The following is a 14578-nucleotide window of genomic DNA, read 5'->3' on the forward strand; positions in this document are numbered from 1 at the left end:
GCATTCTGAAAAAGAAATTTTATAAATACCGTTTTAACACCTGTCTTAGCCGGAAAAGAGCCTTGGAATGAATTTGTGATATCCGTGAAGTTGATAATCCGAGCACTTGGCCGATCTCTGTGAAAGTCAGTTCTTCGAAATAGAATAAACTGACCACAAGCTGTTCTTTTTCATTCAATTCCGTAATGACTTCTGCCAATTCCTTATGCAGTTCGGACTGTACGATCTCTGACTCTGGAGACAGACCCTTTTTATCTTCTATTGTATAGCCGATCTTTTCTTTGTTCTCACTATCCCTGTTATCTTCATCGATGGAAAGTACATTCGCAAAAAAACTTTCGGAGATGACGGAATTCACTTCGTCTTCTTCAATTCCAAGTTCTTCAGCCACTTCAAAAGAACTCACCGTCCTGAGATTCTGCTGTTCGAGCTTCTCGATGGCCGTTTCAATTCTTTTTGTTTTTTCCCTCAGCGACCGCGGTAGCCAGTCCTCTTTTCTCAACCCGTCAAGTATTGCTCCTCTGATTCGAAAGGAAGCATACGTATCAAATTTAAGATCCCTCTCGGGCTCGAATTTTTCCAGAGCATCAAACAAGCCGAGCATGCCCAGGCTCTTTAACTCGTCACGGTTAACGTTCTTTGGCAGACCGACTGAGATTCGCTGCACATGGTATTGAACCAGCGGAATATACGCTCTTAAAAGTATATCTCCGGCTTCGCTGTCCCTGTCTTCATGCCATTTTTTCCACGTTTCCTGCTCTTCTACAACAGAAGATGAAGATGTCATGCCTACTCCCCCTGAATTTCAGTTTTTTAAATGATGAACTCTTTTTGGTGTACGGTTTTGATCATCAGCTCAAATGTGTCTGTGTTAAACTCAATCGTTCTTCCTTTATTTCCGCCCGTATCCTCAGCGACCAGCGGTATCCCTAAATCCGCCAGTCCGCTCTTCACAGCTTCCACATTCCTCGGGCCGATCCGCATGGATTCCTGGCCTGGAGAAAATTGAAACATCTGTGCCCCGCCTGCTATTTTAGCTTTCAGCCGGATCTTCTTGACACCTTGTGTCTCCAGATTTTTCACAAGAGCTTTTACAGCCGTATCTGCAAACTTCCCTTCATTAACTTCAGGTGTTCTTGACATTGATGAATCCGGCAGCATGACATGTGCCATACCTGCCATCCTTGTTATCGGATCATAAAGGATAATGCCTACACAAGATCCAAGGCCGGTTGTCCGGATAAACGCGGCCGGTCCTCCATAGGAGATTTCTGCTATGCCAACTTTAATCACTTCACTCATGCAAAGGCACTCCAAGCGCATCAAATATTTTTTCAAACGAATCAGGATCAGGCAGCAGAAAAAAGTATCCGTGTATACTGTCCGAGTGCATGTTTTCCGGTTCGGTAAGTGACGTGTTAATAATAATTGCGTAATCACTTGATTTCGATATTTCAATCAATCCATAGCCCAGGATAGCACCTGCCATATCTATACTCAGTGATGGGACAGATGGCTGTATGTTCATTCCTGTAAGATCGGATAAGGCCGACAAGTAAGATCCGGAAAGGATATTGCCCGCCTCTTGCAGGGCAGACAGGGTCAGTTCGGAATACACACCTTCAGCCGGGTCATATGGTTCTCCGGCTAACAGATGGCTGACAAGCTTTTTTGACTGATTCAGGGGAAGCATGAAGAACATCGATCCTGGAGCGTCACCAAGCATCCGCAGGTAGATTGCAGCCACAACCGTTTCTGTTCCTCCAAGGAGTTCTGTCATCTCCTGAAGGGAGACAATATTCACTGAAGGTACCCTCATATCTACGGTTTTCCCGAGAAGTTCTGAGAGAGCGGTAGCCGCATGCCCTGCGCCTATGTTTCCGACTTCCCTCAGTACATCCAAATGAAAACCCGTCAAGCGTGCATATCCGGCCATTATCCCTGATTACCGATTAAATGTAATTGTGTGACTTCTTCTTTGTTCAGCACTTTGTCTAACTGGAGTAGAATCAGCAGTCTATCCCCAATCTTAGCAACACCGTCCAGATATTCTGCGTTTATTCCGCCTGCCACCTCTGGTGTAGGCTCAATATCCGCAGTAGGAATGTCAAGCACATCATTTGCGGAGTCAACGATCAGGCCAACTTCCATCTCATCCGTATTTACAATAATAATTCTCGTGTTCTCATCCGTTTGTTTTTCTTCCATTTCGAATCGGCTGCGAAGATCAATAATCGGGGTTACAATTCCTCTAAGATTAATCACACCTTTTACAAACCCGGGAGTTCTTGGAATTCTTGTAATATGAGAAACTCGCTCGATCGATTTCACCTGGTGTACATCTACGCCGTATTCTTCGTTTTCTAATTGAAATACAATGACTTTTATCTCTTGTCCGTTCATGTCAGACTACCTCCGTATATGGTTATTTTATAAGTGCGTTACAATCTAGAATAAGAGCAACTTGACCATCACCCAGAATGGTTGCGCCCGAAACTGCAAAGACGGATGCCAGGTAATTCCCAAGCGATTTCAAAACAATCTCCTGCTGGCCGATCAGGGAATCCACAGCAAGCCCCGCCATCTTGTCTCCTTTTTTAACAATGACTACAGAACTTCTGTCCTTTTCATCCCAGCCCGGTCCAGGCACTTCAAACAGTTCGCTCAACGAAATAAGCGGAACTACTTTGCCCCTGAAATCAATCATTGGCTGATGATGGACGGTCATGATATCGCTCTGTTTTATCAGCGCCGTTTCTATAATAGAAGAAAGAGGAATGGCATACGTTTCTTCCCCTGCCTTCACGAGCATGGAAGAAATGATGGAAAGCGTCAGGGGAAGCTGGATTGAAAATAAAGAACCGCTGCCTTCCCTTGAATCTACAGTGACGAAACCGCCTAACGATTCAATTTTATTTTTCACTGCATCTAAGCCGACCCCTCTTCCAGATATGTCAGAGATAACGTCCGCTGTTGAAAAGCCAGATGCGAACAATAATTCAAAAACTTGTTTATCTGTGAAATCTTCTGATAATTCCCGGTTTACAATTCCTCTCTCAATGGCGCGTTCGAGTACTTTGTGCCTGTTAATTCCTGCTCCATCATCTTGAATTTCGATAAACACATGATTTCCGCTATGGTACGCCCTAAGATGGATCGTACCGATCTCGCTTTTCCCCGCTTCAGCCCTCTTTTCGGGTTTCTCGATTCCATGGTCAATGGAATTTCGCAGCAGGTGAACAAGCGGGTCACCGATCTCATCGATCACCGTCCGGTCAAGTTCTGTTTCTGCCCCCGTTATCTCAAGAGAAACTGATTTTTCAAGGTCTTTTGCCAATCCCCGTATCATACGCGGAAAGCGGTTAAACACCTGGTCTACAGGCACCATTCTCATGTTTAAAATGATGTCCTGCAGATCAGATGAAATTCTCGACATCCTTTCGACCGTTTCATTCAAGTCATTGCTTTTCAAGTCTTTTGATATCTTCTCAAGGCGTCCCCTGTCGATGACCAGTTCCTCAAAAAGGTTCATCAGGCGGTCCAGCCGGTCTATGCTAACTCTGATTGTTTTACTTCCGGCCGATGCGGAAGATGTTTTTTGAGCGGGCTCGCCCTTCATATCAGTTCCAGTCTTTTCTTCCTCCGGATCCGCCTCTTCTGCTTCGTTCTGAACAATGTGTTCTGCCATAATACTTTCTATTGAAACCTTATCAATCTCAGACACCTTCAAAAGGTTGTTTTGAATGGTCTCAGGCTGTTCTTTTGAAATGAGGGTTACTTGAAATTCCCGTTCGAATTTTTCCTGTTCGATAAGATCTACCGAAGGGACTGATTTCACCACTTCACCCATCTGCTCCAATGTTTCAAATGCCATGTACGCCCTTACGGCTTTTAGCAGACAATCATCGCGAAGTTCGACAGATATTTGGTATACGTGGAAGTTTTGCTCAAGTGACTGTTCCATGATCGTCAATTCATATTCATCAAATATCGCTTGTCCTGCCTTGCTCTGTTCTTGTTTATTTTGAGGAGGCTCCTCGCTCTTTCCGGACTCGATGGCATGAAGAAGGCGTACGATATCTTCCACGTCTTTTTTTCCATCTCCTCCGTTGCCAATGGATAACACCATCTCTTCCAGGTGATCAATGGAAACGAACAAAGCATCCAGGAGGTCCTGCGTAACGGTCAGCTTGTGATTCCTTATGCCATCGAGCACGTTTTCCATAATATGAGTCAGGTTCGCTAGATCTTCATAACCCATTGAAGCAGACATTCCTTTCAGCGTATGGGCTGAACGGAAAATTTCCTGAACGATCGATAATTCATCAGGCTGTTTTTCCAAAAGCAGAACCTGTTCATTCATTGATTGTAAATGTTCTTTACTTTCTTCAATAAAAATATCCAAGTATTGACTCATTTCCATCTGGTTTCACCCTGCCTAAACAAAATTTAAAATACTGTCAGCAATATCTTTAATATGAACAACTTGATCTACTACACCGGTAGCAGCGGCTGCTTTTGGCATGCCGTATACGACGGAAGACTCTTCAGACTCCGCAATGATCAGCGATGGCCCTGCTTTTTTTATTGCTAAAATGCCGGAAGAACCATCCGAACCCATACCCGTTAACACAACAGCCATCGCATGGCACCTTACAGCAGATGCACTGTTAAACAGAACATCCACAGAAGGCCGGTGTCCTCTTACGGGATCACTCGTATTTAATGATATAGCCAGTCCTTCTCTATCCTGCCTCAGTTCCACATGATACCCTCCTGGTGCCAGATAAGCTGTTCCCGCCCTTAACATCTCGCCGTCCACTGCTTCTTTTACCTTCACTTTTGATATGGTATCAAGCCTGTCGGCAAGCGAAGCCGTAAATCCTTTCGGCATATGCTGGACGATAACGATAGGCAGGGATAAGTTACCCGGCAGCTTGGAAAACACGTGGTGAAGAGCTTTAGGGCCCCCGGTAGAAACACCGATTAAGATCACCTTTTGGCCGGCCGGCTTATGTAATGTTGAAATCATCTTTCCGGTATTGAAACAATGATTTGAATGTCTATCCGCTGAGCTGTCGCCAATTTTTCTATTCTTGAGCGCCGACCTTACTTTAAGAATCAGTTCCACCTTCACTTTTTCGATATCCAAGGAAATCGCTCCCGAAGGCTTTTCAATAAAGTCAAACGCCCCGGCCTCCATTGCAAGAATCGTATTGTCTTCCCCAGTTTTTGTTGTGCTGCTGAGCATGATGATCGGTATCTCTTTCAAGGCTGTAATTTTTTTTACCGCCTCTATTCCGGTAAGCACCGGCATCTCGACATCCATTGTTATGACGTCCGGATTAAGATCCATTGCCTTGCTGAACGCTTCTTCCCCGTTTCTTGCTGAGCCGACAACCTCAATGCCTTCTGCAGAATTCAGCATATCTCTGATCATCTTTCGCATAAAAGCAGAGTCGTCAGCCACCAAAACTTTTATCTTTTCCAAGATTCATCTCTGCCTTTCTTAAAAAAAGCCGTGAGCCTTTCAATAAAACGCTGATAGCTAATAGACTGTTCTTCTTTCACATTCCCTGAGAACTGATGTGCCGCTCTGATGATCCCAGCACTTGCTGGTGACCGGGCCTGGTGCAGCAGAAACGGTTTCTGCCGCTTTACAGCGAGCTGAACGGAAGGATCAAAGGGAACAGATCCAAGATTCTTAATCTCTTTGTTAAGAAACTCACTTGTAACCTTTGCCAAACGCTGATGAACTTCCATTGCCTCCCGGGTACTCCGGCATTGATTGACTACCGTAAAAATTGGAAGTTCAGGGCATCTGGCATGAAGCATTTTGATCATAGAGTAGGCATCGGTAACAGACGTAATCTCCGGGGTTGTAACAAGGATAGCTTCATGCCCGGCCATGATAAAATTCAGGCTTGTCTCTGAAACACCCGCCCCGATGTCAAAAACGATATATTCATAGATACTGGAAAGGTCCTGGAGCTGCGCAGCAAAGAATGCTGATTTTCTTTCGTCCATATCAACCATCCGGGTGAGGCCGCTCCCCCCGGCAATAAAGCTTAGATTGCCAGGGCCCTTTTCAATGATTTCCCAGATAGAAAGCCGCTGGTCCAGAAGGTCAACGATCGTTCTACGAGAAGGGGACCCTAGCAGAAGATTGACATTTCCCATCCCGATATCAAGGTCGACCAGCAGCACCCTCTTTCCCAGCTTGCTAAGTGCCAGCGAAAAATTCACCGCTACGTTGGACTTGCCGACTCCGCCCTTTCCGCTCAAAACGGAAAATACTTTCGTCGGCTGATCAGATGAAGCCGCTTCTATCTTCAAACGCAGAATTTCAGCTTGATCACGCATTCACTTTTGCCTCTAAGAACATTTCAATGATATCTTCCGGTTTTGGTTCAAATATATCGTCAGGAACATTTTGTCCATTTGTAATATAAGCGGCTGATATACGCTCCTCGATCAAGAGGTTCATCAAGGAACCGAGCGATGACGTTTCATCCTTTTTTGTAAAAATATATCGATCAATACCCGCTTCTTTAAATTGCTCGATCGTCTTTTTCATATCTTCAAATTTGGAAGTTAATGATAAGACCAAATAGTTCGTCATCTCAACTTTTGATTCCAGAAGGCCCTGAAGTTCATGGACGTACGTGCTGTTCAGAAAATTGCGGCCCGCACTGTCGGTCAATACCAGATCACACTCGCTGAACTCCCGTTTTGCCAGCTGAAAATCTTCTGCACTGTGCGCTACTTTTATCGGCACATCTAAAATGGCGGCATAAGTTTTCAACTGCTCAATCGCAGCGATCCGGTAAGTGTCTGTTGTGATAAAAGCAACCTTTTTCCCATCATTCAGCTTGGCTTTTGCTGCCAGCTTCGCCAAGGTAGTCGTCTTGCCAACTCCCGTCGGTCCCATGACGTTTAAATATTTTGTTTCATAGTTAAAACCGTTCCATCCATCATTCGTGATCCGGCTGAGCATCCAATCTGAAATCCAGGGAAACCAATCAATGTCTTTCTTTTCGCTGCCATGCAGCAAGTCACACTTCTCTGCCATCTCTGAAACGATTGAGGCAATCACAGATTCACTCAGACCGCGATTCCGTAAGAAACCTTCCCAGAACTGGATGGATTCATGGATGACAGGGCCGGAATCCCCAGATGACAATCGTTTTACCATCTGTTTCAATTCATTGATGTCTTGGGTTAAACTCTTCGGAATTTTGTCTGGTTCATTCTGCAACGGAGGACTATCTTGCCTGTTCACTGGATGTTTTTTGGTGGCAGGCACCGGTTCTGCATCAAGAAGAGCAACTACTTCAATGCTCGTCTTTGTAAAGAACCCCATAAAACCACCGGTCTGGACCTCCCGGCTTTGCAAAATGACCGCTTCACTTCCAAGCTCTCCCCGAATTTTTTTCATAGCTTCCTGAATGGTAGGAGCGCTGTATTTTTTCACCTTCATATATTCACTACTCCTATGCTTTGAACCTCCAGCTCCGGCTCCAGCTCGTTATACGATAAGATGACAAGATCAGGCATGTAGCGTTCGAGCAGCTGCCTTACATACATGCGCACTGCGGGCGAACAGAGGAGGACCGGCGTTTGCCCAAAACTCCTGCTTTGTTCAAGCTCTTTTGAGATATGGTCAAAAATAAGCTGAGAATCTTGCGGATCTAGCGACAGATAATTGCCATGCTCTGTTTGCTGTACGTGATCTGCTATTCTTTTCTCGACCGATCCGCCCAGCGTAATGACTTTTAATGGCTGATTATCCTGTCCGTATTGTTTTGATATCTGTCTTGAAAGGGCCTGCCTTGAATATTCAGTCAATAGATCAATATCTCTGGACATTTTTCCGAAATCAGCCAGCGTCTCAAAAATAACAGGGAGATTTCGGATGGATATTTTTTCTTTTAATAATTTAGACAGTACTTTCTGAATTTCCCCGACAGAAAGCGGATCAGGTGTTACTTCCTCGATCAGTGTAGGATAGCTTTCTTTCATATGGTCGATGAGCTGCTTTGTCTCCTGGCGGCCGATCAGTTCGTGAGCGAACTTCTTAATGATTTCAGTCAGATGGGTAGAAACGACGGACGGGGGATCCACTACGGTATATCCCGACATTTCTGCCCGTTCCTTTATGTCTTCGGAGATCCATTGGGCTGGGAGTCCAAACGCGGGCTCCACTGTATCTATCCCTTGAATCGCTTCATCTTCAATTCCCGGGCTCATCGCCAGGTAATGATCCAGAAGCAGTTCCCCTTGGGCCACTTCATTGCCCTTGATCTTAATTCTGTATTCATTCGGCTGAAGCTGAATATTGTCACGAATCCGGACAACCGGAACAATCATGCCAAGTTCAAGTGCCAGCTGCCTTCTGATCATGACGACCCGGTCCAGCAGGTCCCCGCCCTGATTGGTATCTGCCAGAGGAATCAGGCTATACCCAAACTCAAATTCAATCGGGTCGACCTGCAGCAGGCTGATGACACTTTCCGGACTTTTAAGCTGTTCTGTTTGAATGTCTTCTTCGATGACTTCATTCATTTCCTTTTGTTGATTTTCTGCTTTTATCAGCAGATATCCGCCAATCGCGATAAGGCCTCCAATGGAGATGGTGACAAAATCGTTAATCGGTGTGAAAAGCCCTAAGGCGATGATGGTAGCTGCTGCCACGATGAGCATATGAGGATAGGCTAGAATCTGTCTTGAAATATCATATCCCAGATTTCCTTCAGAAGCGGCTCTTGTAACGATGATCCCGGTGGCGGTAGAAATAATCAATGCCGGAATCTGGCTCACAAGCCCGTCACCCACCGTCAGCAATGTAAACGTGTGCGCGCTTTCGGCAAAACTTAATCCCATCTGCGTCATGCCGATAATAATACCGAACAGCATGTTGATCAGGACGATAATGATCCCGGCAATGGCATCTCCTTTTACAAACTTACTTGCACCGTCCATCGCCCCGTAGAAATCTGATTCCCGCTCTACCTTTTCTCGTCTTTCTTTCGCTTCACGGTCTGAGATCATCCCTGCGTTCAAGTCAGCATCGATACTCATCTGTTTCCCAGGCATCGCATCCAAAGTAAACCTGGCCGCCACTTCAGAAACACGTTCTGATCCTTTTGTGATAACGATAAATTGAATGACTACTAGTATAAAGAAGACGACAATTCCGACTAAAATATTGCCTCCTACCACAAACTCTCCGAATGTATGGACCACGTTCCCCGCTTTTCCGTACCCCAGAATAGACCTCGTCGTCGATACATTCAGACCGAGCCGAAAAAGTGTTACGAGCAGCAGCAATGAAGGAAAAATGGAAAACTGCAGCGGCTCCTGCATATTCATAGAAATTAATATGATGATAAGCGCCAATGTGATGTTGATGATGATAAAGAAATCGAGCAGCCATGTAGGCAAAGGAATGATCAACATGGCGATGATCATGATTACCCCGACTAAAATGCTAATATCTCTTGCTTTCATTTTTTCCTTCTCTCCTTACATTTGCTGCACTTATTTCTTTAAATGGTAGACATAAGCCAATATTTCAGCGACTGCCTTAAACAGATCTTCAGGTATAACATCACCGATCTCAGCCCGGCTGTAGAGGGTTCTGGCGAGCGGCCTGTTCTCGACTAAAGCCACCCGGTTCTCCGCACCTATTTTTTTTATTTTTTGCGCGATCAAATCTACTCCTTTAGCTACGACGACAGGAGCTTCCATTCTCTGATCGTCATATTTTAATGCGATTGCATAGTGGGTAGGATTGGTGATGATCACATCGGCTTTTGGCACTTCCTGCATCATCCTTCTCATGGCCATCTGTCTCTGTTTCTCTTTAATCTTTGACTTGATTTTCGGGTCACCCTCTGATTTTTTGTATTCATCCTTGATGTCCTGCTTGGACATCCGGATGCTCTTCTCAAAATCAAATTTCTGGTACATAAAATCAAGCAAAGAAAGAAAGAGAAGAACGAGAGAAGCATAAAACCCCATTTGAAAAGCCAAACCGCCAAAGATGCCCAGTGCAGATTCCAGGCTGACCTGCGATAATTTCATCAGCTGGTCTTTTTTATTCCAGATCACCAGAAAGGTAACTGTACCGATAATGGAAATCTTCAATATGGATTTAATTAGTTCGACCACTGCTCTCATGGAATAGATTTTTTTAAACCCTTGCAGCGGATTGAGCCTTTCAAGCTTCATCTGGACAGCTTCTGCCGAGAACAAAAATCCGGTCTGGATAAAACTCGCAAAAACACCAGCGGCTAGAACAGTCAGCAATACAGGAAGAACGATGCCTGCTGACTCCTCGACGAGATGGACAAACAGCATTTGAACATTTTCTTCTGTCGGCTCGAGCGACAAACCGTTCTGCAGCGAATAGTTCACGAGGTGAAGCAGTTTCCCGGCGGCCGTCTTGCCGGTGAACCAAAGCATTAAAAAAGCGGCGAATAAGGTAACCGCAGTGTTCACGTCCGCGCTTTTGGCAACCTGTCCTTTTTTCTTGCTTTCTTCTTTTTTCTTTGGAGTGGCTTTTTCGGTTTTCTCGCCTGAAAAGTACTGCAAATCAATGTGTAATGGCATGGGTATCACTCCTGAAGCAACATGAGCAGCTTCCTCATGGCCTGTGACATCTCATCACTCAAGTACTGTACGCTCATAAAAAACGCCGGCATGATGACGAACAAGATGCAGAATGCTGCAATAATTTTTATCGGAAGGCCAACTGCAAAAATATTGACCTGAGGAACAGTCCGCGCAACTACTCCTAAAGCGAGATCGACGAGAAACAACGAGCCTACGATCGGGAGCGCCATCTGAAATGCGATAACAAACATGGCAGAAAACACGGAGACTGCGTGCCTTGCAACTTCTCCATCTCCCCATCCAAAATGCATGTCAGTGAGAGGTACAAAAGAATAGCTGTAAAATAATCCGTCGATCAGCATGTGATGGCCGTTCAGTGCAAATAGAAACAAGATGGCCAGATTGTATAAAAATTTACCAATCAGCGGTGTCTGAACTCCTGTTTGCGGATCAAACACCCCGGCGATGGCGAACCCCATCTGCAGATCGATGAATCCCCCTGCAACCTGAATCGAAAAGAGCAGGATGGAGGCGATCAGACCAAGCGACAGGCCGACAAGCGCTTCCTTAAAGATCAGTACGATGAAGTCGCTGTTAACTGAAACTTCAGGGGATCCAAGGGCGTAAAGCATGATCCAGGAAAGGAAAACAGCCAGCCCTGCCTTATGTACGTTCGGTATGTTTCTATAAGAGAAGATCGGTACGGTTGCAAAAAAGGAACCGACTCTGACTAAGATTAATAGAAAAGCAGGGAACGAATTCAAAAAATCCATGCTGTTACAAGCCTACAAAGTGATTTAAATTATTAAATATTTCATACGTGAACGTTACCATTTGAGAAAGCATCCACGGCCCGAAAAATATGAGTGCGATCAGCACCGCTGCTATTTTAGGGATAAATGCCAGTGTCTGCTCCTGAATCTGGGTGGTCGCCTGAAAGATACTGACGATGAGACCGACAACCAGGGCGATTACGAGGAGCGGACCGCATAACAGGAGTGTCGTGTAGACCCCTTTTTCAGCAATGGATATAACAAATTCTGAATTCATACGATACACCTACTTGTTTAATAGCTTAATAATAGAGATTTCACAATCAAGTACCAGCCGTCAACGAGAATAAACAGCAGGATTTTAAAAGGGAGCGAGATCATGACCGGCGGAAGCATCATCATACCCATCGCCATCAGAACACTTGCCACTACCATATCGATAACAAGAAATGGAACAAAGATCATGAATCCCATCTGGAAGGCCGATTTCAATTCACTGATCGCATAGGCAGGCACGAGGGCCAATAACGATATATCCTTTATTTTTTCTGGCTTCTTCGCACCGGAGTAATTCAAGAAAAGCTGGAGATCCTTTTCCCTCGTATGCTTTGTCATGAATTCCTTTAAAGGCAGAGTCCCTTTATCAAAGGCTTCCTCCTGTGTAATCTTTCCTTTTATGAGCGGGCCGATCGCATCATGGTTGATCTCCTGAAAGGTGGGGGCCATGATGAAAAATGTCAGGAAGAGTGCGATGCCGACAAGTACCTGGTTGGGAGGCATCTGCTGGGTCGCCAGTGACGTTCTTACAAAAGACAGAACGATTACGATTCTAGTAAAACACGTCATGAGAATTAAGATGCTGGGTGCGAGTGATAAAACCGTCAGCAGAAGCAATAACTGTATCGTGGTTTCCATGCCGCCAGAGCTATGATTGTTTAATAGATCCAGGTTGAGTCCTGGCAGTAGATCACTCATCCGCTTTTCCTTTCTTGCCAAGCATTTTTAACACTGATTTCCTCTCGGTTGTCATTTCTTCAAGCTGCGCTTTCATGACACTGGAAAAATCAGCGGAAGGTGAAGCCGACTGTCTTTTTTTCTTAAGGCTGTTCCACACTTCTCCCGCCCTCATCGGCAGTTTCGGCGTTTCTGCCGGATCCTGCCTTAGCAGTTTCTCAACTTCCTCCTCGTCGGTTACTTCCTTCAAAAGAGTGACCGATTCACCGACCCCGACAATAAGGACACTTGAGCCGACTTTGACAGCCTGTATGGATCGGTTGGCACCGACACCGATACCGGCAACAGACTGCAGAGCCTTTCCTTCTTGAAAGTTCTTCGTTCTGCGCTGAATAAATTTCAGTAAATAAATCAATAGAAACAGTACAAATCCCAGGGCGATAATAACCTTAACAAACGTGAGAAAACTGCTTCCTCCGCTCGTAAGGGAAGACTGTTCCTGAACATTTTCCTGCTTCTTACCGCTTTCGCTTTTTTCTGCCTTCTTATCCAGACATTCATAAACGGTCTTGCATTCTGCAGAAGAGGCTCGGGAACTTCCTCCTTCTTCTGCAGAAACAGCTTGATATCCGTTAAAAAGGAGCAGGAAGGAGAAAAGTACGATTGTCGTGCACCTTATAAACTTGCTCAATTGCTGCACCACCTGATGTTAACTTAATGTTTTATTGATCGCTTCAATAACCCTGTCAGCCTGAAACGGTTTGACGATAAAATCTTTTGCCCCAGCTTGGATTGCATCGATGACCATCGCTTGCTGTCCCATGGCTGAGCACATAATCACTTTCGCGTTTGGATTGATCTTCTTAATTTCTTTTAAGGCTGTGATGCCGTCCATCTCAGGCATTGTGATGTCAAGAGTAACAAGGTCAGGAGCCAGTTCTTTAAACCTTTCAACCGCCTGCAGCCCGTCTCCAGCCTCTCCGCAAACCTCAAAACCGTTCTTGACAAGAATGTCCTTTACCATCATTCGCATAAATGCTGCGTCATCTACTACTAAAATACGTTTAGCCATTATTTTGCCTCCTTGTTATTATCTTAAATTTTGAAGTCTGTCTCTTCTGCTTACGATTTCGGTGACTCTCACCCCGAAGTTTTCATCAATGACGACCACTTCACCCTTGGCGATCAGCTTCTGATTCACAAGAATATCAACCGGTTCTCCTGCAAGCTTGTCCAATTCAAGAATAGAACCTGGTGATAATTCCAGAATATCCTTTATGCTTTTCTTCGTTCTTCCCAGCTCGACTGTTACCTGAAGCGGGATATCCAGCAGCATATCAAGGTTTTTCGTTTCTGTGAACGTGCTGCCGCTTTCTTCAAAGTCAGAAAAGATGGCCGGCTGTACTGAAACGGTTCTTTGCTGAGGTGCTGGTTCAACAGCCTGCTCTGCTCTTGGAACTTCGTTGGCCACAGGCTGCTCATTATGGATGGAAACTTGCTCTTCCATTACTGGATGCGCCACCGGAACACTCTCCGGAATATCAGACGGACCAGCTGCCATCGGCTCAGGATTCATGAGCTCTTTTACTAGATTTTGTGCAAAATCTGTATGTACGAGCTGCATAATATTCGAGTCGATGAGGTCACCTACTTTCAGGCGGAACGAAACTTTTATAAGGATGTCTTCATTCGAAATGACAGGAGCCGGGGAATCGATGTCTAAAAAGTCAATTGTAGGCGGTGAAATATCCACCCGCTTATTAAAAATCGTAGAAAGCGACGTGGAAGCTGATCCCATCATCTGATTCATCGCTTCACCCACCGCACTGAGCTGCAGCTCCCCAAAGTCAGGTGAAGGATTTGTTCCGTCTCCTCCAAGCATGAGGTCTGCGATGATCTGAGCATCAGAAGTCTTGATCACAAGGAGGTTTGCTCCCTGAATGCCTTCCACATATTCCACCTGTACTGCCACGTGGGGAATCGGGAATTCATCCTTTAATTTTTCTTTCGTTACAATCGAAACAGCCGGAGTTGTAATCTGCACTTTCTGGTTCAGCAAGGTTGAAAGCGCTGTTGAAGCACTGCCAAAAGATATATTTCCGATCTCTCCTAGTGCATCCTGTTCCATTGGACTCAGGTAATCTTCAATCGAGACATCGTCTTCTGAAGAAGAGTCTCCTCCGTTCAGCAATGCATCAATTTCATCTTGCGAGAGCATATTTCCGCCTACCATG

Annotated in this window: 16 protein-coding genes; all 16 read right to left on the minus strand. The window is 45.2% G+C overall.

The genetic code is table 11. The features are described 5' to 3' along the window. Window positions 1–19 precede the first annotated feature (19 nt). The 16 genes from P4361_RS13815 to fliY are packed head-to-tail and all read right to left on the minus strand — an operon-like array spanning window position 20 to window position 14577. Window positions 20–787 (minus strand): FliA/WhiG family RNA polymerase sigma factor, encoded by a 768-nt coding sequence (locus P4361_RS13815; RefSeq protein ID WP_256225782.1) that lies wholly within the window; start codon window positions 785–787, stop codon window positions 20–22. Window positions 788–813: 26 nt separating this feature from the next. Continuing rightward, window positions 814–1302: a chemotaxis protein CheD gene (locus P4361_RS13820; RefSeq protein ID WP_328089775.1), complete on the minus strand. Its 489-nt coding sequence runs from the start codon at window positions 1300–1302 to the stop codon at window positions 814–816. Then, window positions 1295–1936 (minus strand): chemotaxis protein CheC, encoded by a 642-nt coding sequence (locus tag P4361_RS13825; protein WP_328089776.1) that lies wholly within the window; start codon window positions 1934–1936, stop codon window positions 1295–1297. Before P4361_RS13825 ends, P4361_RS13820 begins: the two co-directional genes overlap by 8 nt. After that, complete coding sequence (locus P4361_RS13830; RefSeq protein WP_328089777.1) at window positions 1936–2403, minus strand: chemotaxis protein CheW; 468 nt, start codon at window positions 2401–2403, stop codon at window positions 1936–1938. The genes P4361_RS13825 and P4361_RS13830 overlap by 1 nt, the downstream gene beginning before the upstream one ends. A gap of 22 nt (window positions 2404–2425) precedes the next feature. Further along, window positions 2426–4423: a chemotaxis protein CheA gene (locus P4361_RS13835; RefSeq protein ID WP_328089778.1), complete on the minus strand. Its 1998-nt coding sequence runs from the start codon at window positions 4421–4423 to the stop codon at window positions 2426–2428. A gap of 15 nt (window positions 4424–4438) precedes the next feature. Continuing rightward, window positions 4439–5491 carry a chemotaxis response regulator protein-glutamate methylesterase gene (locus P4361_RS13840; protein WP_328089779.1) on the minus strand — a complete coding sequence of 351 codons (1053 nt, stop codon included), beginning with the start codon at window positions 5489–5491 and terminating at the stop codon, window positions 4439–4441. Further along, window positions 5479–6363 (minus strand): MinD/ParA family protein, encoded by an 885-nt coding sequence (locus tag P4361_RS13845; RefSeq protein ID WP_328089781.1) that lies wholly within the window; start codon window positions 6361–6363, stop codon window positions 5479–5481. The genes P4361_RS13840 and P4361_RS13845 overlap by 13 nt, the downstream gene beginning before the upstream one ends. After that, window positions 6356–7480: a flagellar biosynthesis protein FlhF gene (flhF, locus tag P4361_RS13850; RefSeq protein ID WP_328089782.1), complete on the minus strand. Its 1125-nt coding sequence runs from the start codon at window positions 7478–7480 to the stop codon at window positions 6356–6358. Before flhF ends, P4361_RS13845 begins: the two co-directional genes overlap by 8 nt. Next, complete coding sequence (flhA, locus tag P4361_RS13855; protein ID WP_328089783.1) at window positions 7477–9510, minus strand: flagellar biosynthesis protein FlhA; 2034 nt, start codon at window positions 9508–9510, stop codon at window positions 7477–7479. The genes flhF and flhA overlap by 4 nt, the downstream gene beginning before the upstream one ends. A gap of 30 nt (window positions 9511–9540) precedes the next feature. After that, window positions 9541–10614, minus strand: a complete 1074-nt coding sequence (gene flhB / locus P4361_RS13860; RefSeq protein ID WP_175501852.1) for a flagellar biosynthesis protein FlhB — start codon at window positions 10612–10614, stop codon at window positions 9541–9543. Between the two features lie 5 nt (window positions 10615–10619). Beyond that, entirely contained in the window at window positions 10620–11390 is a 771-nt protein-coding gene (gene fliR / locus P4361_RS13865) for a flagellar biosynthetic protein FliR (protein WP_053354480.1), read from the minus strand. 4 nt (window positions 11391–11394) lie between these two features. After that, window positions 11395–11667 (minus strand): flagellar biosynthesis protein FliQ, encoded by a 273-nt coding sequence (fliQ, locus tag P4361_RS13870; protein ID WP_053354481.1) that lies wholly within the window; start codon window positions 11665–11667, stop codon window positions 11395–11397. 17 nt (window positions 11668–11684) lie between these two features. Continuing rightward, the gene (fliP, locus tag P4361_RS13875; RefSeq protein ID WP_231689253.1) at window positions 11685–12305 is read right to left on the minus strand and encodes a flagellar type III secretion system pore protein FliP; all 621 of its coding nucleotides are present in this window, start codon (window positions 12303–12305) and stop codon (window positions 11685–11687) included. 52 nt (window positions 12306–12357) lie between these two features. Continuing rightward, window positions 12358–13035, minus strand: coding sequence for a flagellar biosynthetic protein FliO (locus tag P4361_RS13880; protein WP_328089784.1), 678 nt, complete (start codon window positions 13033–13035; stop codon window positions 12358–12360). An 18-nt stretch (window positions 13036–13053) separates the two neighbouring features. Then, window positions 13054–13416, minus strand: coding sequence for a response regulator (locus tag P4361_RS13885; protein WP_053354484.1), 363 nt, complete (start codon window positions 13414–13416; stop codon window positions 13054–13056). A gap of 18 nt (window positions 13417–13434) precedes the next feature. Further along, complete coding sequence (fliY, locus tag P4361_RS13890) at window positions 13435–14577, minus strand: flagellar motor switch phosphatase FliY (protein ID WP_328089785.1); 1143 nt, start codon at window positions 14575–14577, stop codon at window positions 13435–13437. Between the last annotated feature and the right edge of the window lies 1 nt (window position 14578).

Source organism: Fictibacillus sp. B-59209, from assembly GCF_036216745.1.
In the GTDB taxonomy this organism is placed as follows: Bacteria; Bacillota; Bacilli; order Bacillales; family Fictibacillaceae; genus Fictibacillus_C; species Fictibacillus_C marinisediminis.